Origin of the sequence: Acinetobacter sp. YK3, from assembly GCF_001729365.1 — a bacterium.
Classification (GTDB): domain Bacteria; phylum Pseudomonadota; class Gammaproteobacteria; order Pseudomonadales; family Moraxellaceae; genus Acinetobacter; species Acinetobacter vivianii.
On record NZ_LZPJ01000086.1, the window covers coordinates 33,822 to 60,254 of the forward strand.

At 41.4% G+C, this 26,433-nt stretch carries 22 protein-coding genes; 8 read left to right on the forward strand and 14 right to left on the reverse strand.

Annotated elements, in window-relative coordinates; translation table 11 throughout:
• Window positions 1–87: 87 nt before the first annotated feature.
• The gene (locus tag A9Z07_RS08785; RefSeq protein WP_004770243.1) at window positions 88–573 is read left to right on the forward strand and encodes an Lrp/AsnC family transcriptional regulator; all 486 of its coding nucleotides are present in this window, start codon (window positions 88–90) and stop codon (window positions 571–573) included.
• A gap of 70 nt (window positions 574–643) precedes the next feature.
• Here the strand turns inward: A9Z07_RS08785 and A9Z07_RS08790 are convergent, their stop codons facing one another.
• A complete protein-coding gene (locus A9Z07_RS08790) occupies window positions 644–2,074 on the reverse strand; it encodes an aldehyde dehydrogenase family protein (RefSeq protein WP_069577968.1) in 1,431 nt (476 codons plus the stop codon).
• Between the two features lie 438 nt (window positions 2,075–2,512).
• Here A9Z07_RS08790 and A9Z07_RS08795 point away from each other — a divergent pair, with 438 nt between their 5' ends.
• The gene (locus tag A9Z07_RS08795) at window positions 2,513–3,568 is read left to right on the forward strand and encodes a Rieske 2Fe-2S domain-containing protein (RefSeq protein WP_069577969.1); all 1,056 of its coding nucleotides are present in this window, start codon (window positions 2,513–2,515) and stop codon (window positions 3,566–3,568) included.
• Between the two features lie 88 nt (window positions 3,569–3,656).
• Here the strand turns inward: A9Z07_RS08795 and A9Z07_RS08800 are convergent, their stop codons facing one another.
• Together A9Z07_RS08800 and A9Z07_RS08805 are read right to left on the reverse strand one after the other, a co-directional pair.
• Window positions 3,657–5,189, reverse strand: coding sequence for a pyridoxal phosphate-dependent decarboxylase family protein (locus A9Z07_RS08800; RefSeq protein ID WP_069577971.1), 1,533 nt, complete (start codon window positions 5,187–5,189; stop codon window positions 3,657–3,659).
• A 3-nt stretch (window positions 5,190–5,192) separates the two neighbouring features.
• Entirely contained in the window at window positions 5,193–6,563 is a 1,371-nt protein-coding gene (locus A9Z07_RS08805) for a diaminobutyrate--2-oxoglutarate transaminase (RefSeq protein WP_005258952.1), read from the reverse strand.
• A 466-nt stretch (window positions 6,564–7,029) separates the two neighbouring features.
• Between A9Z07_RS08805 and A9Z07_RS08810 the strand changes: the two genes are divergently transcribed.
• Window positions 7,030–7,734, forward strand: a complete 705-nt coding sequence (locus A9Z07_RS08810; protein WP_047426854.1) for an SIMPL domain-containing protein — start codon at window positions 7,030–7,032, stop codon at window positions 7,732–7,734.
• Between the two features lie 43 nt (window positions 7,735–7,777).
• Here A9Z07_RS08810 and A9Z07_RS08815 read toward each other — a convergent pair whose 3' ends face one another.
• The 3 genes from A9Z07_RS08815 to A9Z07_RS08825 all read right to left on the reverse strand — a co-directional run bounded on the left by A9Z07_RS08815 (window position 7,778) and on the right by A9Z07_RS08825 (window position 10,676).
• Window positions 7,778–8,239 carry a GFA family protein gene (locus A9Z07_RS08815; protein WP_069577975.1) on the reverse strand — a complete coding sequence of 154 codons (462 nt, stop codon included), beginning with the start codon at window positions 8,237–8,239 and terminating at the stop codon, window positions 7,778–7,780.
• A 260-nt stretch (window positions 8,240–8,499) separates the two neighbouring features.
• Complete coding sequence (locus tag A9Z07_RS08820) at window positions 8,500–9,594, reverse strand: fatty acid desaturase family protein (RefSeq protein ID WP_004770259.1); 1,095 nt, start codon at window positions 9,592–9,594, stop codon at window positions 8,500–8,502.
• A gap of 14 nt (window positions 9,595–9,608) precedes the next feature.
• Window positions 9,609–10,676 carry a ferredoxin reductase gene (locus A9Z07_RS08825; RefSeq protein WP_069577979.1) on the reverse strand — a complete coding sequence of 356 codons (1,068 nt, stop codon included), beginning with the start codon at window positions 10,674–10,676 and terminating at the stop codon, window positions 9,609–9,611.
• Between the two features lie 140 nt (window positions 10,677–10,816).
• On the opposite strand from A9Z07_RS08825, the gene fabR reads away from it, so the two are divergent.
• The 3 genes from fabR (at window position 10,817) to dps (ending at window position 13,327) form a co-directional block, all read left to right on the forward strand.
• Window positions 10,817–11,512, forward strand: coding sequence for an HTH-type transcriptional repressor FabR (gene fabR / locus A9Z07_RS08830; RefSeq protein ID WP_005258967.1), 696 nt, complete (start codon window positions 10,817–10,819; stop codon window positions 11,510–11,512).
• A gap of 82 nt (window positions 11,513–11,594) precedes the next feature.
• Window positions 11,595–12,611, forward strand: coding sequence for an AI-2E family transporter (locus tag A9Z07_RS08835; protein WP_004770263.1), 1,017 nt, complete (start codon window positions 11,595–11,597; stop codon window positions 12,609–12,611).
• A 218-nt stretch (window positions 12,612–12,829) separates the two neighbouring features.
• Entirely contained in the window at window positions 12,830–13,327 is a 498-nt protein-coding gene (gene dps, locus A9Z07_RS08840) for a DNA starvation/stationary phase protection protein Dps (protein WP_005258969.1), read from the forward strand.
• A gap of 59 nt (window positions 13,328–13,386) precedes the next feature.
• On the opposite strand, the gene rapA is transcribed toward dps, so the two are convergent.
• From rapA to A9Z07_RS08870, 6 genes are all read right to left on the reverse strand, one after another.
• Window positions 13,387–16,224 (reverse strand): RNA polymerase-associated protein RapA, encoded by a 2,838-nt coding sequence (gene rapA / locus A9Z07_RS08845; RefSeq protein ID WP_047426840.1) that lies wholly within the window; start codon window positions 16,222–16,224, stop codon window positions 13,387–13,389.
• Between the two features lie 144 nt (window positions 16,225–16,368).
• The gene (locus A9Z07_RS08850) at window positions 16,369–17,013 is read right to left on the reverse strand and encodes an RluA family pseudouridine synthase (RefSeq protein WP_171066968.1); all 645 of its coding nucleotides are present in this window, start codon (window positions 17,011–17,013) and stop codon (window positions 16,369–16,371) included.
• Window positions 17,014–17,155: 142 nt separating this feature from the next.
• Entirely contained in the window at window positions 17,156–17,572 is a 417-nt protein-coding gene (locus A9Z07_RS08855) for a GlcG/HbpS family heme-binding protein (RefSeq protein ID WP_005258973.1), read from the reverse strand.
• A gap of 349 nt (window positions 17,573–17,921) precedes the next feature.
• Window positions 17,922–19,220 carry a glutamate-1-semialdehyde 2,1-aminomutase gene (gene hemL / locus A9Z07_RS08860; protein WP_047426834.1) on the reverse strand — a complete coding sequence of 433 codons (1,299 nt, stop codon included), beginning with the start codon at window positions 19,218–19,220 and terminating at the stop codon, window positions 17,922–17,924.
• 83 nt (window positions 19,221–19,303) lie between these two features.
• Window positions 19,304–19,915, reverse strand: a complete 612-nt coding sequence (gene thiE / locus A9Z07_RS08865) for a thiamine phosphate synthase (protein WP_069577983.1) — start codon at window positions 19,913–19,915, stop codon at window positions 19,304–19,306.
• Between the two features lie 153 nt (window positions 19,916–20,068).
• On the reverse strand, window positions 20,069–20,440 hold the full coding sequence (locus A9Z07_RS08870) for a DUF962 domain-containing protein (protein ID WP_004770275.1): 372 nt from the start codon (window positions 20,438–20,440) through the stop codon (window positions 20,069–20,071).
• Between the two features lie 177 nt (window positions 20,441–20,617).
• On the opposite strand from A9Z07_RS08870, the gene A9Z07_RS08875 reads away from it, so the two are divergent.
• Window positions 20,618–22,075 carry a CYTH and CHAD domain-containing protein gene (locus A9Z07_RS08875; RefSeq protein ID WP_069577987.1) on the forward strand — a complete coding sequence of 486 codons (1,458 nt, stop codon included), beginning with the start codon at window positions 20,618–20,620 and terminating at the stop codon, window positions 22,073–22,075.
• A gap of 327 nt (window positions 22,076–22,402) precedes the next feature.
• Here A9Z07_RS08875 and A9Z07_RS08885 read toward each other — a convergent pair whose 3' ends face one another.
• A complete protein-coding gene (locus A9Z07_RS08885) occupies window positions 22,403–23,035 on the reverse strand; it encodes a hypothetical protein (RefSeq protein ID WP_004770278.1) in 633 nt (210 codons plus the stop codon).
• Window positions 23,036–23,141: 106 nt separating this feature from the next.
• Here A9Z07_RS08885 and A9Z07_RS08890 point away from each other — a divergent pair, with 106 nt between their 5' ends.
• Complete coding sequence (locus tag A9Z07_RS08890; RefSeq protein WP_004770279.1) at window positions 23,142–23,525, forward strand: DUF3144 domain-containing protein; 384 nt, start codon at window positions 23,142–23,144, stop codon at window positions 23,523–23,525.
• Between the two features lie 52 nt (window positions 23,526–23,577).
• On the opposite strand, the gene A9Z07_RS08895 is transcribed toward A9Z07_RS08890, so the two are convergent.
• Window positions 23,578–26,346 carry a M16 family metallopeptidase gene (locus A9Z07_RS08895; protein WP_069577990.1) on the reverse strand — a complete coding sequence of 923 codons (2,769 nt, stop codon included), beginning with the start codon at window positions 26,344–26,346 and terminating at the stop codon, window positions 23,578–23,580.
• Window positions 26,347–26,433 lie beyond the last annotated feature (87 nt).

Below are 26,433 nucleotides of genomic sequence, written 5' to 3' on the forward strand. Positions count from 1 at the left end.
TTTCATCTACCTTTTAGATTTCGTGCATAATGAAAACGCATTTTAATAAAAATACAATATTTGTGTATCATAAAAGGATTTTATGCAATGGATAAGTTCGACTGGCAAATCATTCAGGCATTACAAAAGAATGGACGGCTCACCAATCAGGAAGTGGGAGATTTAATCGGTTTATCTGCTTCCCAGTGTTCCAGACGACGGCAGCTACTGGAGCAAAAAGGCGTGATTCTAGGTTATGCTGCGCGCATTCACCAACAGGCTTTAGGTTTGGAGGTGACAGCGATGATCCATATTAATCTGCGCATCCATGAAGCCAAGTCACAACAAGCATTTCAGGATTTGATTGAGGCAGAAGACAATATTCAGGATGCTTTTTCAATTAGTGGCGATGCCGATTTTATTTTAAAAGTGGTGGCGGAAAATCTGGAACAGCTTTCCCAGTTTGTCACAGAGCGGCTGCTATCTTATGGTTTTATTGGACATATTAAATCTTACATTGTGTTAAAAAAAATCAAGGAACAGAATCATTTTATGAGTAAAGCCAAAAGCCATAGCTATCACCCTGCGACTTAGGTCGAGCGATAGCGAGCATCAATAAAAACAAAAAGGCGGATATCGAATCCGCCTTAAAATTATAAAAAACTTAAACTTTATTGATATGCAGCGTTTGCCCAATGGTATTTTCCATTAACCCTTCCATACCAAATTCGGCACCGACACCAGACATTTTCCAACCACCAAAAGGTGCATGCGGTACAATTTCAGCATGGGTATTAATCCACACTGTGCCGCATTCAAGCTGCGCTGCATAGAATTGTGCTGCTTTCAGATCACTCGACCAGATTGATCCACCCAATCCAAATTCACTCACATTGGCGCGTGCGATCGCATCATCAATACTGGTATATTTGAGAATCGGCAACACTGGGCCAAACTGCTCTTCTTGCACGACGCGGCATGTTTCATCCAGTCCTATGAGAATGGTCGGTGCAATAAAATAACCCTGTTCAGGTAATGCTTGATCACCCGATAAAGCATTCGCTCCCTGCGCAATCGCATCAGTAATCAAAGCTTTAACTTTCTGATATTGCATCTGGTTTTGTACTGGCCCAAAGGTCGTTTCAGATGCCATGCCATCTCCCACGATCTGCGCATTGGCAATATCAGCAAGTTTTTGTGCTAAAGCATCATATTGGCTTTCATGTACATATAGACGTTTTAAGGCAGCACAGGTTTGCCCTGCATTTAAAAATGCGACATTAAAAATACGTTGGGCAATCTGGTCGAGATCTGAATCTGGTAATACGATACCCGCATCATTACCGCCAAGCTCTAGCGTTAAATGTTTTAAGGTTTTTACTGCACCAGACATAATATGTTGACCAGTTTTGGTCGAACCGGTAAAAACAACCTTTTGTATATCTGGATGGGTTGATAGTGCTTCACCAATTTCGCCATCACCAACCACAATCGAAATAACACCTGCTGGCACTTCTTGCTGAATGATTTCACACAGTTTTAAAGTGGCTAAAGGTGTAAATTCAGATGGTTTATTAATGACCACATTACCTGCACGTAAAGCAGGCATAATATGCCAGACGGCAATCATCAGCGGCCAGTTCCACGGCGTGATTGAAGCAACCACACCTAAAGGTTGATAGTGACGTTCAATACGTTTCTGCTCGCTATCTTCCAAGACATCCACGGGTAAGTCCAGACTTGCGGTATAACGTGTCCAGCCAATCGCACCCTGCACTTCCATTTGTGCCAATGCCAATGGCTTACCTTGTTCCAATACTACCAATTCAGCCAAAGTTTCAGCGTGCTTTTCTATACCATCGGCAATTTTGTTGAGTATATTTTTACGTTCTTCATGCGGACAACGCTGCCAGCTTTTAAATGCTTGCTTTGCCGCAGCGATCGCTTGATTCACCTGAGCAACAGAAGCTTTGGCACAACGTGCTGCAACAGTGCCTGTTGCAGGATTAATAATATCAAGTTCACCTTGTTCACCTAAACAAGATTGACCGTTAATAATAAGTTTAAATTCATTTTGCATATTCAATTGTTGCATGCCTTGTTCCTTCTGTTCATTGTAATCATGATTTTTTGCCTTATCGAACCTACGCTATAGGCCGCAAGTACAAAATGGATGACATCTATCCATCAAAATATTGAGCATCTATCACTACAATATGGAATTTGTGCACCACAGTTTATGCATAATTATTTCTGATTCAGATTCAAAATGCACAGTTTGTGCATAACAGCTACATTTCTCTACTGAGTTATCATAAAAAACCATCGTATCGGCTGTAGACATGATTCATGTGAAAATGAGGCTCAATGAATACCCCTCTGTCATATTAGTAGCAGCCTATGTCCCCCTAACTACATAATTTAAGTTCAGATCCAGTGTTCTAAAAGTAGCAACACTTCATTCAATTAATTGAAATTTCTTAGAACGGCTGGCTTGGTTATATTCAATATAAATGAGCCAGAAGATAAGAAGATGAACAGCAAAGTGATCGCAAGCTTTAATCCTATAGATTTACCCGTGCATATGACTTTTTCAGAGCATGATTGGCAGTTGCTTGCTCAGCACTGGTACCCGATTGCGCTCGCCCGTGATATTTCGGAACAACCAACGCCAGCCATGTTGCTCGATATGCCATTGGTCATCTACAAAATGGGAGATGAACTCATTGTTGCAAAAGATGTTTGCCCACATCGTGGGGTGCCGCTGAGCCTTGGGCATCATGACGGTCAAGGCATCGTCTGTCGCTATCACGGATTACGCTTTGGGCATGAAGGTAAATGCAACCGTATTCCAGCGCATCCACAGCATAAAATTTCTGATCGTTTCCATTTGAAAACATATGCTGCCACTGAAAAGTATGGACTGATCTGGTGCTGCTTAGCAGCTGGTCCTGATGATAAACCTGTCATTCCTGACATGCCGTACTGGGATGATTCAGACTATCAGCAACTGGTATGTCCGTTTGTAGATCTGAATTGTTTTGCTGGTCGTCAGCTAGAAGGATTTATTGATGTCGCTCATTTTGCTTGGGTCCATCCTGATACTTTTGGTGACCCTGACGATGTTGAAGTGCCAGACTATAGCACCACAGAAACCAGTTATGGATTCAGTGCGGATTATATCAGCAGTGTCGGTCGCTATCCGATCGGAACAGCGCAACGTGGGCAAGACAATTTTAACTGGCTCCGACATTTTGAAATCAGCCTGCCTTTTATTGCAACGCTCACCATACATTTCCCAAATCAAAGCAAACAGGTGATCATGAATGCCGCGTCTCCCGTAAGTGCCAGACAAACTCGGCTATTTGCACCAATCTGCCGTAATTATGACAAAGATTTACCTGTTGAAGATGCCTATACCTTCAATTTGCAAATTTTTGAAGAAGATCGACTCATTGTCGAAACACAGAAACCTGAATATCTGCCACTGGATTTATCGATGGAAGCTCACTTTCCCGCAGATCGTAGCTCAAGCATGTATCGCCGACTTCTAAGGAAAATGGGATTCAATCCAATTTTTGCAGCCTAATCTATGCTTAAATTTAATTTTAATCCGAAATAAAAAAGAGGCCCTGAATGGACCTCTTTTTTATTTCGATGTATCTGCCAGACTGAAATTAATCAATCGCTGGCACATAAGTTCCCGCAGCAATTGCATCTTTAATACGATCAGCTTCTGCAAGCACAAGTGCCAACAAGTTCTGAACGTTTTCAAGCGTTGCAACTGGACTTAAAGTGGTCATTTTCAATGATTGAACATTACCAACTTTAGTCACACCAATATTCGCTTCACCACGTGCAAACAATTCATCTGCAACGTTCTGGTTTAAGCTATCGATGAATTCAGCAGGATAACCTTCTGGTACGACACGGAACAGAACTGAAGCGAATTGTGGTTCAACCAGCAATTCCAGACCTGCTGTTGCTTTAATATAATCAGCAACTTCACGTGTTAATTTCACACCATGATCGATCATTGAACCATAAAGCTCTTCGCCTAATGCTTCAACTGTCATCCATAATTTCAATGCATCAAAACGACGAGTCGTTTGCAATGATTTAGATACAAGGTTAGGTACACCATGTTCTTCATCATAAGCAGAGTTAAGATATTCTGCTTCATAATGCATAAAGCGATAGTTTGCTTCGTCTTTCAACAAGAAAGCGCCACAGCTAATGCTTTGGAAATAATGCTTATGGAAATCAAGCGTGATTGAGTCTGATAATTCAATACCATCTAGCATTGCACGATGGTCATTTGAAAGAATCAGTGCACCGCCCCAAGCTGCATCAATGTGCATCCATGAACCATACTTCGTGGTAATTTCACGGATTTTCTTGAGTGGATCAATCGCACCAGCATCTGTCGTACCCGCAGTTGCAACAACACACGCGACGATTTTGCCTTCGGCTTGAAGATGCGTCATAGTCTTTTCTAGTGCATCGACATCCATTTGTGCATTTTCATTCACAGGCACAGTCACAACAGACTGGAAGCCCATGCCCATCATCGCCATGTTCTTTTGCACAGAGAAGTGTGCATTTTCAGAACAGATGACTTTGACGTTTTTCATTGCATCTGCCGGGATCCCATCACGCTGAACAGACCATGGCTTGCCATTTTCGTCTTTCCAGTTTTTCGAGATGCACCAGTCACGTGCCAGTAATACGCCCATCAGGTTTGATTGCGTACCACCAGAAGTGAACACACCCGCCTGACCTGCACCATAACCCACTTTTTGACGAAGCCAGTCAATCAACTGTACTTCCATCAAAGAACCCGCTGGGCTTTGATCCCATGAGTCCATTGATTGGTTGGTTGCATTGATCAACACTTCCGCAATCTGGCTCATCACCATGGTTGGGCAGTGTAAATGTGCAAGTGAATGTGGGTGATGTACTTTCAAGCTTTTGTTGAGGAAAAGCTCAACCATACGTTGTAATGACTGCTGTACACCCAAGCCTTCTTTTGAAGGAGCAAAAGAGATTGCTTCGCGCAAATCCTTGATGCTGCCGCCCGTGTACATCTTGTCATTTTGCAACCATGCTGAAACGGCATTTACCGCCTCGCCCATTGCTGACTGATAGTCAGCAATAGATTGAGCATCATTGCAGAGTAACGCTTTACGATGTTCTGCAAAATCAACCATGAATTAGCCTCGTACTGCTTTTAATGCTTCAGCAATCGCTTTCTTGAAGCGAGCAATCACTTCAACACATTCGTCTTGGTTGATGATTAACGGGCAAAGTAAACGAATAACTGTACCGTTACGACCGCCTTTCTCAAGCAATAATTTATTGTTGAAACATGCGGCTTGAATCGCTGCTGCCAACTGAGCATCTGCAGGATGAGAACCCATATGATCAGCAGGTTTACGCTCATCAATGATCTCGATACCAATCATCAAGCCACGACCGCGGACATTACCGATACATGGGAATTCTTGCACAAGTTTTTTCAACTCAGCCTGTAAGAAATCACCACGCTCTTGCGCATTCTGAGCAAGGTTTTGTTCTTTGATCACTTGAAGTGATGCCAAACCTGTACCCATTGCAAGTTGGTTACCGCGGAATGTACCTGAGTGTGTACCTGGCTGCCATGCATCAAACTTACGTTTAATACCTAATACTGCAAGTGGTAAGCTACCACCAACCGCTTTAGACATCACCACAACATCAGGCTCGATTCCTGCATGTTCAAAAGCAAACATTTTGCCTGAACGTGCGAAACCAGCTTGAACTTCGTCCAAGATTAAAACGATGTTGTGCTTTTCAGTCACTTCACGGATTTTTTTCAACCATTTTACAGGTGCAGTCACAACACCGCCTTCACCCTGAATCGCTTCAAGAATGACAGCAGCAGGTTTGGTTACACCGCTTTCAACATCTTCAATGAAGTTTTCAAAGTAGTATGTCAAAGCATCAACACCCGCTTCACCACCTAAACCAAGTGGGCAACGATATTCATGTGGGTATGGCATAAACTGAACGCCTGGCATTAAGCCATTCACAGCATTCTTCGCAGACAGGTTACCTGTCATTGCAAGCGCGCCGTGCGTCATACCATGGTAGCCACCAGAGAAACTAATCACTGAGCTACGACCCGTATAGGTTTTTGCTAATTTAATTGCTGCTTCTGTACCATCTGCACCTGTTGGGCCACAGAATTGTAAGCAATACTCTTCTTTACCGCCTGGCAAATAAGCCAGCAGCGCTTCAGTAAACGCATCTTTTAAAGGAGTCGTTAAGTCTAAAGTATGCAATGGCAAACCACTTGCCAATGTGTCTTGAATACTTTGAATCACCGCAGGATGATTATGGCCTAAAGCCAATGTTCCTGCCCCAGCTAAACAATCAAGGTACTCTGTACCTTCAACATCAGTAACCCAGCAGCCTTGTGCTTTCGCTATCGCTAACGGTAATTTACGTGGATAACTACGAACATTTGATTCCATCTGACTTTGGCGAGTCAGATAATATTCGTTGGTTGCATTAGCGGCAGGATTTACGGAAGTAACGCTCATATCGAATTACCATCTCTGATATGGGTGAAAGAAATAAGTCTGGTGACTTGCGGTCGTTTGACTCGGTGCTTTTTAGAATCTAGTGTAGACACTTGTTTATATCTTTCAACTAGGAGCGAGATGATACCTAATTTTGCAAGAAAATAAACACTTTTTATGCCTGACAGTCATCTAATCTTATTGAAAAAATGTATCATTCCAATAACTATGATGAATTATGATCATACTATGTGACAAGCGGAAGAAAGTAAGCTTTTTTAAATCCCCCTTCCATTTTTAGATAAATGGTCAAATCAATCGATCTAATTAATTAATTTTTAAAGTTTTTCATTTTATTTTTCTGTTGCAAAACACTGCTAATCCCTTACAAAGTCACCACAAAATATGCAGAAGTTCACCATCAGTTCTTTTTAATATCAAATCTGTAAAAAATAAATTTTCAACATCAAATTCTAAGGAAAATTTTATGCGTACTTTAGCACTTGCTACATTGATGATCGGAGCTGCACTCAGCCCAACTCTTTTTGCTCATGAGACAGAGAATTTGAACTATAACATTGTAAATATTCAGGCAGATGCCTCACGTCAGGTCGCAAATGATGAAATGCGTGCCGTACTCTTTATTGAAAAAAGCAACAAACAACCTGCTGAACTATCAAACCAGATCAATCAATTGATGAATCAGGCGCAAGCAATTGCACGTAAATATAATCAGGTCAAAGTCGAAACAGGTACACAAAGCACTTACCCTGTTTATGACAATGACAGCAATAAACTGAAAGAATGGCGTGCCCGTGCCGAGATCCAACTTGAAAGTAAAGACTTCAAGGCAGCAAGTCAGCTGATCAGTGAGTTACAGCAAAGCTTCCAGACTCAGTCGATCAACTTTACCGTGTCGGACGAACAACGTAAAAAAGTTGAAAATGAGCTGATGATTGAAGCATCTAAAAACTTCCAGCAACGTGCTCAAGCCATTACCCAAGCATGGAATAAAGGTCAATATAATCTGGTCAGCTTGAATCTCAATACCAGTAATTATTTCCCACAACCGATGATGCGTGGCGGTGGTATGGCTAAGTTTGCGATGGCTGAAGCTGCACCTGCACAGGATATGGCTGCTGGTGAATCAAAAATTACCGTAAGCGCCAATGGTTCGATCCAGTTTAAATAAAACTTGAATCATGATAAAAGCAGAAAACGCTCGTTTTCTGCTTTTATTTATTCATTGCAAAATAATTTTCCAGTTCAACCAAATCGGGCAGCTCATCAAATGCCACTCGCATTTCAGATGCTTTTGCCCAACTGACTGCCGAATTCATACAAAAATTTAACTCAAGTTCAGGTGTAAATTCTTCGAGAATGAGCCCCAAAGGAATCCACATAATCTTTGGATTGATAGCCAGTGCATTCGGGACAGGCGAACCACACTGTTTGCAAAAGCAACTGGTAAACCCAGTATCCTTGATATAAGTTTGAATGAATGGTTCGCCTTGCTGCCATTGAAATAATTGCGCTTGAACAAAAGTGGATGCATTCGATGCAGCTCCACTCTGCTTACGACAAAGACTACAATAACAACGATACATCATTTTGATATTTGTCACAGAAAACCGAAAGCTCACTGCCCCACATAAACAACTGCCCGTAAACCTTTTATTTTTACTGAGTGATGCCATCTATTCTTGTCCTATTATGGTCTCTACTTGATCAGACATTTACTCGATATTATATAAATCCCTAAATACTTTGGGATGGTCTAAGCCAATAATTCTCTACGACAATAGATTTTTAATATTTAATAAATGAATACTCAGATCATTCCCAGTATGAACAATTGTAGATAAGGCTTAAAGAAAAAAGTTCCCAAATAGAGAACATTCATAGCTACTAAAACAAAGCCCTGACATTAATCAGGGCTTTGTTTTATCTGAACAGTTTACTTTTTAAATGGCAGTGCATATTTAAAAATACGTCCGACCACTTCACCAAACTGTTTCACAAAGCTGGCATTGTTATAATTCAAACCATACTTTTCACAGACTGCCTGTACTTTAGGTGCAACCTGACGGTAGCGGCGTGCAGGAATATCAGGGAATAAATGATGCTCAATCTGATGGCTCAAATGTCCTGTTAAAATATGAAAGGCTTCTGAACCCGTCAGGTTTGATGAACCGCGAATCTGGCGCATATACCAGTGTCCACGACTTTCATCCTGCAACACAGCTTTAGGGAACACCTCGACATCTTTGGTAAAGTGACCACAGAAAATAATACTGAAGGTCCAGACATTACGGATTCCGTTTGCCACCAGATTGCCTGTAAATACAGGTATCGCAGAGGGCCCAGCAATCAAAGGAAAGAACACATAGTCCTTAAACATTTGCTTAAGGATTTTCTTTTGTGCAGGCTGCCATTCACGTTTAAATTGCGCGATGGTTTTACGCTTATACAATACCTTGCCCAACTCCAGATTCTGGATCGCTACGCCCCACTGGAACAATAAGCTAAATGGCACGATATACATCGGTTGAATCAAGGTGAATTTAGACCAGCGTTGTTCTGGAAATAAACGGAATACCCCGTAGCCCACATCATCATCCATACCTTTAATATTGGTATAAGTATGGTGTTTGTAGTTATGGGTTTGGCGCCAGTTATCAGAAGTACCAACGGTATCCCACTCATAAGTTTGACCATTGAATTTTGGATCATTCATCCAGTCATATTGTCCATGCATGACATTATGACCCAGCTCCATATTTTCCATGATCTTGGCAAAGCCGAGTAAGCCTGTGCCCACTAACCATGCTGGCGGAAACCAACCCAGAAATAAGCAGGCACGACCTAGCATGCTGCTATAACGAATCGTGGAATAGACACGGCGAATGTATTTCGCATCTTTCTCACCAATATCGTCCAATACTTCTTGTTTAATTTGATCGAGTTCACGAGCAAACGCATCTAACTCGGCAGCAGTAAGATCACGATTTTTAGGATTTTTGAAAAATTCAATTTTAACAGGCATGTTCATAATCAATTTCTCTCTTATAGATCGATCACAAGATCAGACTGGGCTGAATTGACACAAATTTTTAGTAACTGAGCAGGTTCATTATTGACCGCACCATTCAATAGGTTTCTGGTCGCACCTTGCGCCTTGCTGCAGGCACATTTATTACAGATTCCCATCCGGCAACCGTGATTCGGTTTAATACCTTGATGTTCCAGACTGGAAAGAATCGACTGGCCTTTCGGAATCGCAATCGTCTTATTGGATTGCGTCAAGGTCACATTAATAAAACCCGTCTCAGTGCTATCTTCCGCAAACTGGCTCAAACTAAAAGCTTCTGTTTGCAGTGCTGCGGCATCTTTAAACAGGCTTTCCGCCGATGCTGCAAAACCCGATGGCCCGCATGCATAAACCGTGGTATCGCTTAACGTAGTGAATTGATCCACATGGCTTTGATTTAAACGCTGATCTTGTTCTTGGGTATAAAAAATCTGGTAACTAAAATTAGGGAAGTTTTCTGATACTTCTTTGAGATATTCAACATAGGCTGCATCTGCCTGAGTTTTGACCCAATACATCAATTGAACTATATGTGTATTCAATTGTTTAGACTGGCACAAGGCTTCGATCAGACTCAGCATCGGCGTAATGCCACTACCAGCTGCCAACAATAATAAATGAGACGTCTCAATGGTCTGTTGCATCTCACCATAAGGTTGTCCCAAACGGAGGACATAACCAGTTTGGCTGTGCTCAACCAACCACGAACTTACCAGACCTTGATCCACTTTTTTAACAGTTAAACACAAGTGATCTGCATCAATCTGCATCAGACTATAAGTACGCTCGTAATGACGACCTTCAATCTCAACCGTTACAGGATGGTGCTGCCCTGCCACACCACGCACCACATGACGGTTGCACTGTAAAATCAGGCTGACTGTATCCTTTGCCACATTTTGTTTTTTTACGATTTTGGCAAGTGGCTGATTGATTGACCACAATGGATTGATTTTCTGTAACCAAAAATTGGCGTCATGGCTGTTCATTACACTTTGAGCCAACGAATTAAATAGAGAATTTCTCTTTTCAATTGCTTGCATGAGCAGTTTTACTCTGGTTGTTTGCTAATTATTATACATGTGTATATATATTTGTATATACACTCGTATAAGAATTTACATTTCACAAGTACAACGACAATCGCTATAATCCCGAGTAGCTTACTTATATATTGAAAATAATGGTTCATTCTTCTTTTTTACCGCTCGACCATGACACCGTAAACGAACAAGATGTCATTCCCATGAAATCTCCTGTACGTTCGGTGGGTAGGAAAGCAACGATTACAAAAGAAGAGTTGTTTCAAGCCACGCTGAATCTGATCGGCCCGCAAAAAAGTATCGCATCCCTCAGTTTACGTGAAATTGCACGTGAAGCTGGTATTGCACCAAACAGCTTTTATCGTCATTTCAAAGATATTGATGAACTAGCGATTGCATTGATTGATCAATCTGGTCTGGTACTTCGTCGCATTATTCGCGAAGCGCGGTTACAGGCTTCAAAACAGCAAAGCATTATTCGTAGTTCGGTTGAAGTGTTTATTCAACAACTGAATACCGACGAAGGCAATCTGAGTCTGTTATTGCGCGAAGGCTATACGGGTTCAACGTCATATAAAGCTGCGGTTGATCGCCAGCTCAATTTCTTCCAGCAAGAGCTGCAAGAAGACCTGATCCGTTTAGAACGCTTAAATAACAGCAAAATCAGTCATGCTGATCTGGCTGCCAAAGCCATTACCCAACTGGTATTTAACATGGGTGCGAAAGTCATTGATCTACCTGTGGAGCAACGTACCGAAGTTGCGGAACAGACTATGGTGATGATCCGTATGATTTTAGAAGGCGCTCGTCATATTCATGAAACGGAAATTGATTAATTCTTTGCATCGCAATACGATAGATCTCAGCAAAATTATATTTTGTCTCTTAGCATAACAACTTAAATCAGGCATATAGATCATGAATCTACTGAATGACCGTCAAAGCATCATCGCCAGTTTTATCCTGATGTCTTTATTTTTAATGATGGTCATTCCCCTGCATTTACTGCCAAGTTTCTTTGCCGGGTTTCTGGTTTTTGAAATTATTAACAGTTTAAGTTCAATTGTTGAAAAACATATTGATGGTCAACGTGCTCGTATTTTTATCAGTATTATTCTGGGGATATTGGCAACCGTGCTGATCGGCTTCTTTATTACCAGCCTGATCAGCTTTGTGATTTATGACCTGAAAGGTACAGGGCTAAATTCTTTCAATATTAAAATCGATCAGACCTTGATCAAGTTTCAGGCAGAGATGAGTCATTATTTGCCAGGCTATCTGCCGCATAGTGTTGCCGATATCAAGAATCAGATCTTATCCTTTATCAAGAATAATATTTCCATTGTTAAAAATACGGGCACCGATATTCTGCATAATCTGGCCACAATGGTGATCGGCCTGATTGTCGGAATCTTGGTCTCGATTCAGAATTTCAAACAACATGCCCCGCAACCTGCATTTAAGGCAGCAATTCTGCATCGCATCCAGAAGCTTTCGGTTTCTTTTAAAAACGTTGTCTTTGCTCAGGTCAAGATTTCACTGATTAATACTGTGTTATTCATGATCTTTGTGTTTATTGTTCTGCCTCTATTCAATATCCACTTACCTTTTGCCAAAACCCTGACCATTCTGACCTTTATTTTTGGTCTACTCCCGATCATTGGTAACCTGATTTCAAATACCCTGATCATTATGGCAGGCTTGACCATTTCCTTGTCTGTAGCAGCGATTGCACTGGCCTATCTGGTGATTATTCACAAGCTTGAATATTTTATTAATGCCAAAATTATTGGTACCAAAATCAATGCCAGTGCATGGGAAGTATTATTGGCGATGCTGATTTTTGAAGCTATTTTTGGGCTGAGCGGTTTGATTGTTGCACCAATTTTCTATGCCTATATCAAACTGGAATGCAAAGACGCAGGCCTGATCTAAGTCTTTTCTTTACAAGTGAATACGCAGCGTAACAGGTTGAATCATCATTTAATCTGAATCAAAACCTGCGTTTCTAAAAATAAAATTGATGATAACTAAACTTACAAAAGATTAGAAAACGAAAACACTCACTGCCCTATTCACGGCGTAAGCTAGAGATGAATTAGGCGGTTTTTTATTCACTACATTTCATCACATTATAATTGAATGAGGTAACTATGAGTTCTTCAGCAGCTAAAGCTTTAAAAGTATATACACGTAATAATTTAGATGATGCGATCAAAGAATCTACCGTAAAAATTTTAAATCAAATTCTTGCCAATCTTATTGATCTTTCGTTACTGACGAAACAGGCGCATTGGAACATGCGGGGTAGCAACTTTATTGCGGTACATGAAATGTTAGACATGTTCCGTACATCGTTGATCACACACTTGGACAATGTAGCTGAACGTGCCGTACAGATTGGTGGAACAGCGTTGGGAACAACGCAATCTGTTGGCGAAAGTTCGCATCTTAAGCCTTATCCAGTGGCAATCCACGCGGTACAAGATCACTTAAAAGAACTGGCAGATCGTTATGGCGTGGTTGCCAACCATCTGCGTGATACCATTGATGAAATTCAGGATCCGATTTCAGAAGATATTCTGCATGCTGCACTCGAAGATCTGGATCAATATTTATGGTTCCTGGAAGCCAATATCGATCAAAAATAATCAAAAGTAGACCACAAAAAAGAGGACGTTTTGTCCTCTTTTTTTTATGGCTATCTCAATTATGGTTTAACCACAACCAACACCTGAATCGCTTCTGGAGTTACAGAAAGACCATCTAACAGGCCTAAACCTTCTTTCTGGAATTTTTGTAAACGCTCGATTTCATCTTCACGAATACTTGGGTTAAATTGCTTGAGATAAGTTAAACGGTCAATTTCATATTGCCATTTACCACTGTAATGCTCTTTGGCTTGTTGCATCAACTCTGGTAATGATTCTTTAGCAATATCCAGCGCCTGTGCATAACGTGATTCAATCACTTCACGGCGCGCTTTCACCACCTGACGGCAACTATTACCATCTAAATGATGCAAGTATGGACGTAAAATGCTTGGATCAATCTTGGCAGACAAGTCCTGACCATTTTCGCTGAGCAACACACGAATCAGTTGTTTCGGTAAGCTTGATGGCAGATTCAATGCTTTTGGCGCCACCACATCGACCTTAAACCAGACTTCTAATAACACTGAACCTTGTTTCAATGCATTCGATTTGAGTAAAGCAACATTGGTACTACCAAATGATTGCGTGCGGATCATCTCCATTACACTTTCAATAAATGGATGTTCCAGCGTCAAGTATTGTGCATCTTCACGAATTTGTGCCTGATCACGATAGAAGGTTGCTGTCATACCCTCTTCGTCTAGCGTCAAACCTTGAACCTGCATCTGATCAGTCGGCTTGATAATCACCGTACCGTTACTTTGCTCATCAAAATCGATATTGGTTGATGACATGAAACGCTTCACAAACATTGGCAAAGTGGTGTTGTCATCATAATCTTCAAGTGCTTGAACAATGCCCTGCGCAACCACTGGACGGCATGAATTGTACTCAAGCAAACGGTCACGGCCTGCCTGTAATTCAGCTTCTAGCGCTTGACGCTGTACATTCACTTCTTCAAGTAAATCTTCAAAGGTCTGGCCTTGATCTGCGAGTAAGCAATCTTTCAGCTCAACAATAAAGTTCTCTTGTAGCGTTTGCGCCGTTGGAGAAATATTGCTGAAAATATTGAGTGCTTCGTTGTACCAGCGGAACATACGCTCTTGCGCGGTCCCCATGAGATAAGGCACATGGATCTGGATACGATTTTCCTGACCAATACGATCCAGACGACCAATACGCTGTTCGAGTACGTCAGGGTTTGCTGGCAAATCAAATAAAATCAAATCACTGGCAAACTGGAAGTTACGTCCTTCTGAACCGATCTCAGAACACAGCAAGATTTGTGCACCATAGCTGTCTTCTGCAAAGTATGCTGCCGCTTGGTCGCGCTCCAGCAAACTCATGCCTTCATGGAACATCGCGGTACGAATACCTGCATGTAAACGCAATACATTTTCCAGCGCTTCGACGACAGGCCCACTACGTGCAATCAATAATACTTTTTTGTGTTTTAAGTCTTTACGCAAGACTTCCATCAACCAAGGCACACGTGGATCATTTTCCATCCATGCACCATCAAGCTGCCCTTCTTCTGGCCACATCTGCTCGCGCATTTTGCCGTCCATTGACCAGTCTTCTGGCGCTGTTAATGGCGCTGGCTGACAATCACGACCCGGGAAGCCTTGAATCGCTTCACGGGTATTACGGAACAGGATACGGCCTGTACCATGACGGTCTAACAATTCATGAATTGCACGCATACGCTGTTCAGGCTGATCATCAATTCGATGACCCAATAAGCCTTCCAGTGCAACAAGATGATCTTCTGTTAAAGCGTCATCTGACATCAATACTTCTGCAATTTTCGCAGTTTGCTGATATTGCTCTTCTTCATCAAGGAAACGGTCAAGGCTGCTAAAACGTTGCGGATCAAGCAAACGTAAACGCGCAAAATGACTTTCTACACCCAGTTGCTCTGGGGTTGCAGTGAGCAACAATACACCGGCTGTCTGTTCTGCCAATTCTTCAACGAGATCATAGCGATCATTGCCGCCTTCTTCCTCACTCCACATCAAGTGATGTGCTTCATCGACCACTAATAGATCAAAACCAGCTTCCATCGCCTGCTCACGCAAGTCATCATGGTCAACCATCAGGTCAACGCTGGCAATGATGCATTGTTCAGTCAAGAACGGATTTAAATCAGGATCATGTTCTTTGATCGATGCGGTACGAGTTAAATCAAATAGAGAGAATTGCAAATTGAAACGACGGCGCATTTCAATCATCCACTGATATTGCAGTGAATCAGGCACCAAGATCAGGATACGTTCTGAACGGCCAGTTTTGAGTTGCTGGTGGATAATCAAACCCGCTTCAATGGTTTTACCCAAGCCAACTTCATCAGCCAGTAAAACACGCGGCGCAAAACGCTTGCCGACTTCATGTGCAATATAAAGCTGATGGGGAATTAAACCGACACGCGCACCAAGAAATCCACGTAAAGGGCTGGTATGCATTTGCGCTTGCAATAACATGGCTTCTATACGCAGGTCATACCATTCTTTATAATCGACTTGGCTAGCTAACAAACGCTCTAAAGGTTTTGATAGCTGGATTTGCGCACCGATACGAGTTTCGTTCAGTGACTTGCGTTCTTGTTCGCCATTTTCCAGTGTACGAACTACATCATAGCGAAGCACGCCATGACGGTCTTCAATCGACTCAACAATCCACTTAAGGCCTTCTTGGTCTTGGACTTCATCATTTACATTGAAGATGATGCGAGATAAAGGCGCATTGTTGCGTGCATAGACACGAGTTTCATCACTTTTAGGGAATAAAATGCTGATAGAACGTTCATCTACATCAATAAGAACCCCTAAACCGAGTTCAGTTTCAGTATCTGATAACCAACGTTGACCAATAGCAAACTGCTGCAATTTTTCCACCTTTATCTCAAGTTAGCCCACATATTTTATGCCCTGACCCAAATAAAAGTTAAGGCATTTTATGTAGTTTTCAACGATGTATTTTGACACAAAGCATCATTGAATAGCGTGCATCACATCGTGTTTCATAAAAAAGTTTTTAGACTAAAACGGTACAGGACAATCAAATGTCAGTTGCGCACCTGTTTTAGGATGAGCGAAGCTTAATTGCGTTGCATGTAAGCACAAACGCGCGTAAAGCTGCTGCTGTTCTGGTGTGGCATATAAGGTATCACCCAGAATCGGATGACCTAAATATTGCATATGCACACGAAGCTGATGTGAACGCCCTGTAATCGGAATCAGTTGAACTCGGGTTACAGCTTGTCCTTGAATCTCTAAATGTTCAATCGCCTGCCATTCCGTTAATGCTGGTTTGTGATGAGTGGCATCAACAATATGCAACGGCGGGCGGCTTGGATCATAAATCACAGGAATATCAACAGTGCCCTGACCTTCTAAATGGCCTGCAACCAAAGCTTGATAAATTTTTGAAGTTTGACGATCCTGAAACTGACGTGAAATGGTGCTCTGACCAAATTTGGATAAGCCAAAGACCAAGATCCCTGAAGTGTCACGATCTAGACGATGAATCAGTAAGGTTTTAGGTTCTAGTTCTAATAGACGATTGATTAAACAATCTTGTAAATCCGGCGTTTTCCCAGGTACGGTGAGCAAGCCTGCTGGTTTATGGATGACCATAAAATCTTCATCACGATGAATCAAATGTTCACTTAGAAAATCACTCAAGGTAGCCTTCCAACGACTGGATGAAAACAAGCGGGCAATCATAAAAAGCTTGGCGCTGAATTACAATGCATGACACGTATTTTTACTATTTTTTTTCGTGTTTCTCTCGAATTTTCATCCAGATTCGAATTTAAATGCTGATTTAGACCTGTTGCTCTAGAAATTGTTGAATCGCATGCTGAGCAATTTCTGCATCTTGGAAAGATTGTACACCCGAAACACCAACAGCTCCGACAACCTGCCCTTGATAAACAATCGGCTCACCGCCTTCTAACATACCTTTTGCCGCATTGATGGTTAAAAAGCCGATTTTACCATCACGGATCATATCTTCGGATGCCTTGGTTGCTCTTCGACTGACCGCAGCAGATTGTGCTTTTTCTTGGCAAATCTCGGTTGATAATACCGATGCGCCATCCATACGCTTCATCATTAATAAGGTTCCACCGTCATCGACCACTGCAATACTGACATTAAAACCATGTGCTGTTGCATATTGTGATGCTGCATGAACCAGAATTTCTACATCAGCAGAAGTTAAATAATGTTTAGTTTTCATGTTTTACTCCATTCCTATGAGTTTCTTATATAAAGCTTGTTTAAAAATATGCTACAAGCTCTATCTTACAGCTTGCCTAAGCCAATACGTTCGCGCTTTGGGACAGCCAAAGACAAACGCCAAGATAGTGGATTATTCAAGCATATTTTACTTTGCGATACAGTAAAGATTCTTTATCTTTACTGCTATTCGTCGCTGAGGTTTATCGTAAAAATAGATGAAAACTCAATAAGATTTGGATGATGACTCAGCATTATTTTTAAATGAGTTAAAGTCGGCTTCTATTTAGATCAACCTAAACAGCAGCTATAAAAAAAGCCCGAATAAATCGGGCTTCTGTATCACATGCTTACTTCATTTCAGCAAAAGTTTCTTTGGCTGCTTGAATGGTATCTGCAATATCCTGATCTGAATGCATTGACGAAATAAAGCCTGCTTCAAATGCAGAAGGTGCAAGATAGACACCACGCTTTAACATGCCATGGAAGAATTTCTTAAATGCTTCCACGTCACAAGCCAACATTGAATCAAAGCTGGTGATGTCATCCTGATCCGTGAAATACAAACCAAACATGCCGCCCACTTGCTGGGTCTTAAATGGAATCCCCGCTTCATCTGCCGCAGCCTGTAAACCCGCAAGCAATTTGGCTAACTGTGCAGCCAGCTTGTCATAGAAACCCGGTTCACGTAAATGTTTGAACATCGCGATACCTGCACGCATTGCCAATGGGTTCCCTGACAATGTACCTGCTTGATAAACGCCACCTAAAGGTGCGATGCATTCCATAATTTCACGTTTACCACCAAAAGCACCGACAGGTAAGCCAGCACCAATGATTTTACCCAACGTGGTCAAGTCAGGTTTAACATTATAAACCGATTGAGCACCACCTAAAGCGACACGGAAACCAGTCATCACTTCATCAATAATGAAGACAGATTTATATTCATCACAAACATCACGGATCGCTTGCAAGAAACCATCGATTGGTGTCACCAAGTTCATATTGCCTGCAACAGGCTCAATGATCACACCCGCAATCTCGTGACCAAATTTGCTAAAGCATTCTTTCAATGCTTCTATGTTGTTATATGGCAGCGTTAAGGTATGTTTTGCAAAATCAGCAGGTACACCTTTTGAGGTTGGCTCACCTTCACCTAAAGTCAGCAAACCGGAACCTGCTTTTACTAACAATGAATCCGAATGACCGTGGTAACAGCCTTCAAATTTTACAATCTTGTCACGACCCGTATAACCACGTGCCAGACGAATCGCCGTCATGGTTGCTTCAGTACCTGAACTGGTCATACGCACCAATTCGATTGAAGGCATAATGTCGCAAATTGTGTCTGCTAAAGTGGTTTCATGCACAGTTGGCGCACCAAAACTTAAACCATCTTCCGCCGCAGTTTGTACCGCTTGAATAATATCTGGATGTGCATGACCTAAGATCATTGGGCCCCATGAACCGACATAGTCCACGTAACGCTTGCCATCAACATCCCACAAATATGCACCTTTTGCCTTTTCGATAAAGACAGGCGTACCGCCAACACCGTTAAATGCACGTACAGGTGAGTTAACACCACCTGGAATATGTTTATTTGCTTGTTTAAATAACTGTTCTTGCTTTGGAGATAAACTCATATAAGGCTCAACCTAGAATCAAGGACAAGGAACGCTGTCGTTCCGAGAAACAATGAAAGCTCCGCAAAAGCGGATGCCTATAATTAGTCAAATAACGTTGCCCATGCAGTTACACGAGCAGGAATTTCGGCTGTTGATCGTCCTAATATATCACTAATTACCGCACAAAGGCTCGCCCCCGCCTCAATCACCACTTGAGAATTTTCCACAGTCAGACCACCAATTGCACAAATCGGTACAGCAAACTTTTGTTTCGCCTGTTTGATGACTTCGATACCGACATTCCCCGCTTCAGGTTTAGTTGAGGTGGCATAGACTGCACCAAACGCGACATAAGTTGCACCGTCAGCAATCGCCTTTTCAGCCAACTCCAGTGAGTTTAAGCAGGTACGGCCAATAATCACACCTTTCGGTAAACGTGCAGCGGCATCGCTTATTTCCCCATCGGACTGCCCAAGATGTACACCCAAACCAAATTGTTCAGCCAGAGCCAAATCATCATTAATGACAAAAGGAACCTGATGTTGTTCACACAGCCCTTTGATCTGCTCTACTTCATGTGGCTGTTCTGCTTTTTCTACTTTCTTACGGCGATATTGCAAAATCGCAATCTGTCCTGTTGCCAAAGCAACATCTAGTTTTTCAAGTAAGAGCTGGATTGGGTCATCGTTGGTGATGAGGTAAAGACCACGCATGAACGTTTCACTATTCACTATAATTACATTAGCTTCAGGGTATATTTTCTTATCTAAAATTTAAAGAGAGGGAGTGTATTTACATCATTAATCTTTATACATCAGAGCAAATAAAAAAGCCGCCAAAGCAGCTTTTCAAATATCAAATGAATTTTATGACTCAATTTTATCAAACTGACGATCGATCAAACTCAAACGACCACGGGTAATATCCGACAGCATCCGCCAATCAGAAATAAAGCTATAAAGTGGTTGCTTAAAGCTGGCAGGCTTATTATGTTCAAAAAAGAAATGTCCAACCCAAGCACAGGCATAACCCGAAACCAAACCATATACCGCATATTTGGCCTGACGCTTACGAATGGCTTTGCTAAAGAAATATAAACCGATTGAGCTACCTGCTGCATGCAAACGACGGCTGGCAATACTACGATGTTCAGTTAAATAAAAGCGATAAAATTCATCATAATTTTTAATCGGTAATGAAAATTCCACTGGCTGGGTGATATTGGCTGGTGCATTCATTTCTAGATCATCCTAATCCTGCAAGACTCTACACACGTTAATGCATTTTTTGTACAAAATAAAGTCATTGTATCCCCTGCTTGCATTCCTTAAAACAACTTTACAATGATTTTTCAGATCAACAGTTTATACTCATTTCTATATTTATCATTCTCGCTGGTCAGGAGTCATAACATCATGGAAATAGAGCTAAAATTTCAGCTTCCTGAGTCTAAGAAAAAAAGTGTTTTACTGGCCTTAAGCAAACAAAAAGCACAAAAAATTCAGTTACAAGCAAAATACTATGACACTGCTGACCGTTTGCTTGCTAAAAATTATGTGGCTATTCGCCTGCGTCAAGAAGGTGAGCATTGGGTGCAAACCTTTAAAGCTGCCAGTAAAAATCATTTACAACGTATCGAAGAAGATATCTATTTAGGCAAATGCGCTCAAGAACCTGAGCTTGATCTGTCCCTCTATAAACATAATCAAACCGTTCAAACTGTACTACGTGAGGTTTTAGGCGAAGCGCCAGCCGAGCTACAATTACAATTCCAGACCAATGTACAACGTACTTTTCATGTGTTTGAGTTTGAAGGTTCACAAATTGAAGTGTGTCTGGATGATGGTGAAATCCGAACTCCAACTGACCACGCCAGAATCTGTGAAGTCGAATTTGAGTTAAAACAAGGTTCAGCGCAAGAGCTGATTGATTTTGCCAAGACTTGGGTGGATAAATACCAGCTCTGGCTTGATGTGCGCAGTAAAGCTGAACGCGGCAATTTACTGGCCCAAGGCAAAGTCGTCTCTGCTGCTACCAAAGCGAAATCACTGAATTTGGATAAAGATGTCAGTGCTGAACTGGCCATCAAACAGATTATCGAAAATACGCTCAATCATATCCTCCCCAATGCCGCTGCAATCGCTGATGGTGTAGCAGAAGCCGACCATATTCATCAGGCTCGTGTCGGTTTACGCCGTTTGCGTTCAGCTTTAAAGCATTTTCCCAATTGGTCGGCACAGATTGATGCGAGCTGGGAAAGTCAGTTGGCGGAGATTTTTAGGGCTCTAGGACAATCACGCGATAATGATGCCATTCAAGACTCAGTCATTCCCTTAGTCAAAGAAATCTGCGATTTTGATTTTCCCTTCCCTGAAAATGTCGATGCAAATATTGCTGAATTATTAAGTGACAGCAAAACAACCCAACTGTTTTTATCCTTATTCAGCTTTAGCTACAGTGAGCATCAATCAAAATCCAAACTTTCTAAACAAGCTGCCAAAAGCTTAACCAAGCTATATCAAAAGATTCTTAAAGATGCAGGCCAATTTTCTAAGTTAGAAGTCGAGCAACAACATCGTACTCGTAAACGCGTTAAACAATTGCGTTATTGCATCGACTTTATTGCAGGGATTTACCCAGAAAAACAGGTTCAGCAATTTTTGAATAAGCTACAACCGATTCAGGAGTACTTAGGTTTTTATAATGATCTATTTGTGGCTGAGCAGATCTTTGAACAACAAGCTGCTAAGCATCCTCAGTTTTTATTTGCTTTAGGTTGGGTTAAGGCACAGCAACCGCATGTTGCAAAGAAAGCGGCAAAGAAACTACAGGCTTTATCAACTAAAGATATTTTTTGGGATGAGGAGCGATAGCTCCGCAAGGGAAAACCATCTTAAATCCCTATCGTGCTGGCGGCATGGATGCCGCCACAAATAATCTACGCCCTACAGAAATGGATACTCGGAAACGTCATCAGCAACCTGCGTGTTATAAGCAAAGTAATATTTCTGCGATACATTTTAATAAATCCAAGAAACAGACAGGTTTTGCTGATGACAATGGCTTTGCCTACTTTGTCCGAAAACAAAGTAGGAAATCGCCTATGCGAAAACATCCAAACTTTATATAGCACTTGTGGCTGTGCTGTTATTTTTTAATAAAAATTAGTGTTTTAAACTATTTATTCCCCCTTAAATCACTTACCGATACTTTCCAAAAATTTTCCACGTTCCATTATCTGCAATCGGATCACTATAGCTATCATTACGCTGTTTACGTGGCTTATCCCGTGCATCCACCAATTTAAAATGTGGCTCAACACTGAGAATCATGCCATTCATATAAAAACGGGTACGGGTATATTCACTCTGCCCATGTTGAAATACGTAAGTCCGTAAATCGATAAATTCGCGATGCGCAACTAAGGCAGCAGTGTCATCACTCCCCAACCACTCCTGCATGGCAAAAATCTGATCCGTTTCAAACTGCCCGCATTTTTCCAATAAGGCCGCGACACCACGAAAAGTTTTCGATTCTTTAGCGCGAGTTTTATTAATCCGAATTCGATCCACATGAAAGAAAAATAACGGCAGATTTAAATGACTAGGCAAATGAATCGCATCCACCACTTCATCTTCCATAAAAGGCTGACACAATTGCTGTGCCCTCTCAATCAAAGGCTGCCATTGTCGGTAATACTCATCGACCTCATCCTTTAGACCATAATAAATCGGCAAGCCCTCAACATGCTCTAAAGATTGCGGTGGATAGATATGTTGGCGTAGTAAGGCAATATCCGTTTTTAAGCTTTGAATCGCGATTGCATCTTGCATAGTCATTCTTCGAATTGCTTAGGCTATTTTTAGGTTAAGGCAAAGGTTTAGTTTCGACAAGGCTTTGTCTATAATAATGTGTCTTAACTTGTCGCTGGAAAATCTCATGTCTCAAAAAATTAACGCTACCGATGTGACGGAAGAAGAAGCTTTAAATGCCGTATTTTTTGAGCGCGCCGATGAATTTATCAAACTCGCTAATGATTTTTGCCGCCCACCAAAAGGCCAACAAGCTAAACCAGAAGAGTTACGTGGCCAAGTGAGCGCAGCCATGTTATTTGCCACTGCCCGTTTTAACACCTGGGTCGCAGCCAATAACTTTAAAGATGGCGAAGAAATGCGTGAGGCAAAAGAACAAGTGATGTCTTATCTGCTGCAACAGTTCCAAATGATGCTAGAAGATAATTTTGATGAATATTGCGAACAGTTCGAAAACTACTTACGCTTCCGTAAAAATGAAGATTTTCATGCGCACAAACATGATCATTAAGGATTGATACAAAAAAGAAAGCCACCTGATCGGTGGCTTTCTTTTTGTTTGCTTATTTCAAGTTTTGAGGCTGACCATATTGATCCGCCATTACTTCGACAAACTGATCAAGTTTGATGTATTTCTTGATTGCTGCATTGACATCTTCTTTGGTCAATTTGGCAAGTTCCTGATCACGTTCAGCGCGATCCAGCAGCGTTTTGTTACGCTCTAACTGACCTGTCAACATGCCATGAATATTACGTTCATCTTCCAAAGCTGTGACGCGTTTTTTCATGATATCTGCTTTCGCCGCTTCAACTTCCTGCTCTGTCACGCCTTTACTTAACAGCTCATTCAAGACTTTATGTACCGATTGCGATACTTGTGCCGAACGCCCCGACGTGTAGTTTGCAGTAATACTTAACGTACCATCATTGATATCTGGATCTAAGTCCAAACCACTGCCAAAACCATAGACTAAGGCATTTTTCTCACGTAATTCTTGTGCCAAACGCGATGAAAGCTGCGAGTTACCCAAAATATGGCTCAAGATAATTAACGCTGGCGCATCTGCATGATAAGAACCGACGGGTAAGGCTAAAACACTTTGGTAACTACCAAATTCACGTTGTTCCGATAAAGCATGCACTTTTTGTGCTTTATAAACCGTATATTGACCTGTTACTTTGGTGTAAGGCTGTTTTGCTTTCCAAGAACCAAATGCCTTTTGTAAGGTTTTTTGCATTTTCTTGGCATCAAAATCACCCGTCACCGCAATCTGTGCATGATCAGTCACAAAGAATTGATCATAGAATTGCTTCACTTGCGGTTGAGTCACATCACTGATCTGTTTTTTCGTGAAATCAGGTTCGAAGTGATAACGCAAATCGCCGGGTTGATAGATTTCCAGAATTTTAGAGAGCGTCATCGAAGCCACAACTGCAGGCTCGGTATAAGGACGATCGAGTACAGATAAACTTTGATTTTTGGCAAGATCAAATTCTGTTTGCGAGAATTTTGGCTGCTTCAATACATCGACAATAAAGTTAAAGAAGTCTTCAAACTTGTCTTTTTTGGCCTGAACCACGATGGTAAAACCATTGCCATTTGAGCTAACAGATGCACCACCACTAGCAGCAATGGCTTTATCGGTAATTTCTTGCAAAGTATGCTTTTCTGAACCACGCAACATCAGGTAACTGGTTAAGTCCAGCGTTACGCCTTTACCAAATAACGCTTTTTCATCACCAAAATCCAGACTAATCGTGGCATAGGTTTTATCGTCACGGGTTGCAGTTGGGAATAAAGCATAGCGAATGCCATTCTTCAACTCGCCACGCTGGATTTTCTGCTCATTCTTCTGCAACTGCTGAGCAGACTGTGCCATAAACTGGGTGACTTCCTGTTTATAGACATTCGGATCTTTTAAAGGTTCAGGCTGTTCATTGCTTTGATCTAAAGTTTTTGGCTTCTCTTCAGCCTTCAAAGTCATCGCTTTCTTTTGATCTTCTGGCGTTGGCAAAATATCACCAGAAATACGATGTGAAGCGGTTAAAAATGCTTTGAGTGTTTCATTGGTATCTTTCAGCTTTAATGCTTGAACTGTCTTTAAGTCCTTGAAATATTGATCCCATTGTCCCTGAGAAGAGACGGCGTAGTCACTAAGACGTGAACCTAAAGCCACTGCATCATTGGCAATGGTATCAGCCGTATTCTGGGTAATATTCTTAATGCGCTGTAATTCAGCCTCGGTAAATGGCTGGCTATTTTCCACGCCAGTTTTCAATGCATCATCAACTTTTTTGGGATCATGACTTGGTGCATAAACTGCGCCCATAAACACCACGTTAAAGTCCTGATCTAACCATGTTGCAGATTGAACTGCAGTACTGATGCCTGTCTCGACCATATTTTTATATAAAGGCCCGCTAGGCTGCATGGTATAGAGAGAAGGTGCGAGTGCCAGAATCGGTTGTAACTCGGTATTTTTTCCATTCATATAAATATGGAATTTGGCCAGATCACTGCCCTTTTTCACGGTAAATTGACGTTGTTCAATCTTACTCGCATCAAGAACTGGCACTTTCACCTGAGCAGGTACGGCGCGTGCAGGAATTGGACTGAAATACTGATCTATCTTATTCAAGACTTCAGTTTTATCAAATTTACCAGAAATGACCATGACCGCATTATTCGGCGCATACCAAGTCTTATAAAACTGATTCAGTTCATTCAACTGAATTGATTTTAATTCAGGTAAATCACCAATCGGTAAACGACCTAAATACTGGTTGCCATACGCGGCTTTCCACACCTGATCTATTAAAACTGCAAACGGCTGATCCATACGGATTTCACGTTCACGTTTTACGATTTCAATTTCAGAGGGTACAAATTTTTCTTGTAAGACCAATTTATCCATTCGCTCAGATTCGAGATACAGGATTTCATTCAGTGCATTTTTTTCAGGACGAACAATGTTTAAGTATTTGGTTGAGTAATAATCCGTACTGGCATTGGTCATCAAGGTATATTGATCTAAACGGCGCTGAAACTCTTCACCTTTAACGTTTTGCGTCCCTTTAAAAGCCAAGTGTTCTAATAGATGTGCCAGCCCACCTTTACCTTTTGGATCATTCAGTGAGCCCGTCATGTAAACTGTATTTACATAGACTTTATTTTCTTTATCGTTTGGCGCAAGAATAACTCTGAAACCATTATCTAATTTATATTCTTCAATATTTTTTTCACTTTTTACGAGCACTGTCTGAGACCAAGACGTCGCACTCAACCCAATCAAACAAAGCGAGAGAGTAAGCTGCTTAAAGCGCATTAACATAATTTATCCAAGTATTTATGGTGATTTAAATCATACAGACAAGCTATGGTAGAGAATGATTCGCATTTTTAATAGTTACGTTTTGAA

Coding starts and splice junctions, on each gene's coding strand:
- A9Z07_RS08785 (WP_004770243.1), top strand. CDS start 88: ATGGATAAGTTCGACTGGCAAATCATTCAGGCATTACAAAAGAATGGA.
- A9Z07_RS08790 (WP_069577968.1), bottom strand. CDS start 2,074: ATGCAACAATTGAATATGCAAAATGAATTTAAACTTATTATTAACGGT.
- A9Z07_RS08795 (WP_069577969.1), top strand. CDS start 2,513: ATGAACAGCAAAGTGATCGCAAGCTTTAATCCTATAGATTTACCCGTG.
- A9Z07_RS08800 (WP_069577971.1), bottom strand. CDS start 5,189: ATGGTTGATTTTGCAGAACATCGTAAAGCGTTACTCTGCAATGATGCT.
- A9Z07_RS08805 (WP_005258952.1), bottom strand. CDS start 6,563: ATGAGCGTTACTTCCGTAAATCCTGCCGCTAATGCAACCAACGAATAT.
- A9Z07_RS08810 (WP_047426854.1), top strand. CDS start 7,030: ATGCGTACTTTAGCACTTGCTACATTGATGATCGGAGCTGCACTCAGC.
- A9Z07_RS08815 (WP_069577975.1), bottom strand. CDS start 8,239: ATGGCATCACTCAGTAAAAATAAAAGGTTTACGGGCAGTTGTTTATGT.
- A9Z07_RS08820 (WP_004770259.1), bottom strand. CDS start 9,594: ATGAACATGCCTGTTAAAATTGAATTTTTCAAAAATCCTAAAAATCGT.
- A9Z07_RS08825 (WP_069577979.1), bottom strand. CDS start 10,676: ATGCAAGCAATTGAAAAGAGAAATTCTCTATTTAATTCGTTGGCTCAA.
- fabR (WP_005258967.1), top strand. CDS start 10,817: ATGGTTCATTCTTCTTTTTTACCGCTCGACCATGACACCGTAAACGAA.
- A9Z07_RS08835 (WP_004770263.1), top strand. CDS start 11,595: ATGAATCTACTGAATGACCGTCAAAGCATCATCGCCAGTTTTATCCTG.
- dps (WP_005258969.1), top strand. CDS start 12,830: ATGAGTTCTTCAGCAGCTAAAGCTTTAAAAGTATATACACGTAATAAT.
- A9Z07_RS08855 (WP_005258973.1), bottom strand. CDS start 17,572: ATGAAAACTAAACATTATTTAACTTCTGCTGATGTAGAAATTCTGGTT.
- hemL (WP_047426834.1), bottom strand. CDS start 19,220: ATGAGTTTATCTCCAAAGCAAGAACAGTTATTTAAACAAGCAAATAAA.
- thiE (WP_069577983.1), bottom strand. CDS start 19,915: ATGCGTGGTCTTTACCTCATCACCAACGATGACCCAATCCAGCTCTTA.
- A9Z07_RS08870 (WP_004770275.1), bottom strand. CDS start 20,440: ATGAATGCACCAGCCAATATCACCCAGCCAGTGGAATTTTCATTACCG.
- A9Z07_RS08875 (WP_069577987.1), top strand. CDS start 20,618: ATGGAAATAGAGCTAAAATTTCAGCTTCCTGAGTCTAAGAAAAAAAGT.
- A9Z07_RS08885 (WP_004770278.1), bottom strand. CDS start 23,035: ATGCAAGATGCAATCGCGATTCAAAGCTTAAAAACGGATATTGCCTTA.
- A9Z07_RS08890 (WP_004770279.1), top strand. CDS start 23,142: ATGTCTCAAAAAATTAACGCTACCGATGTGACGGAAGAAGAAGCTTTA.
- A9Z07_RS08895 (WP_069577990.1), bottom strand. CDS start 26,346: ATGTTAATGCGCTTTAAGCAGCTTACTCTCTCGCTTTGTTTGATTGGG.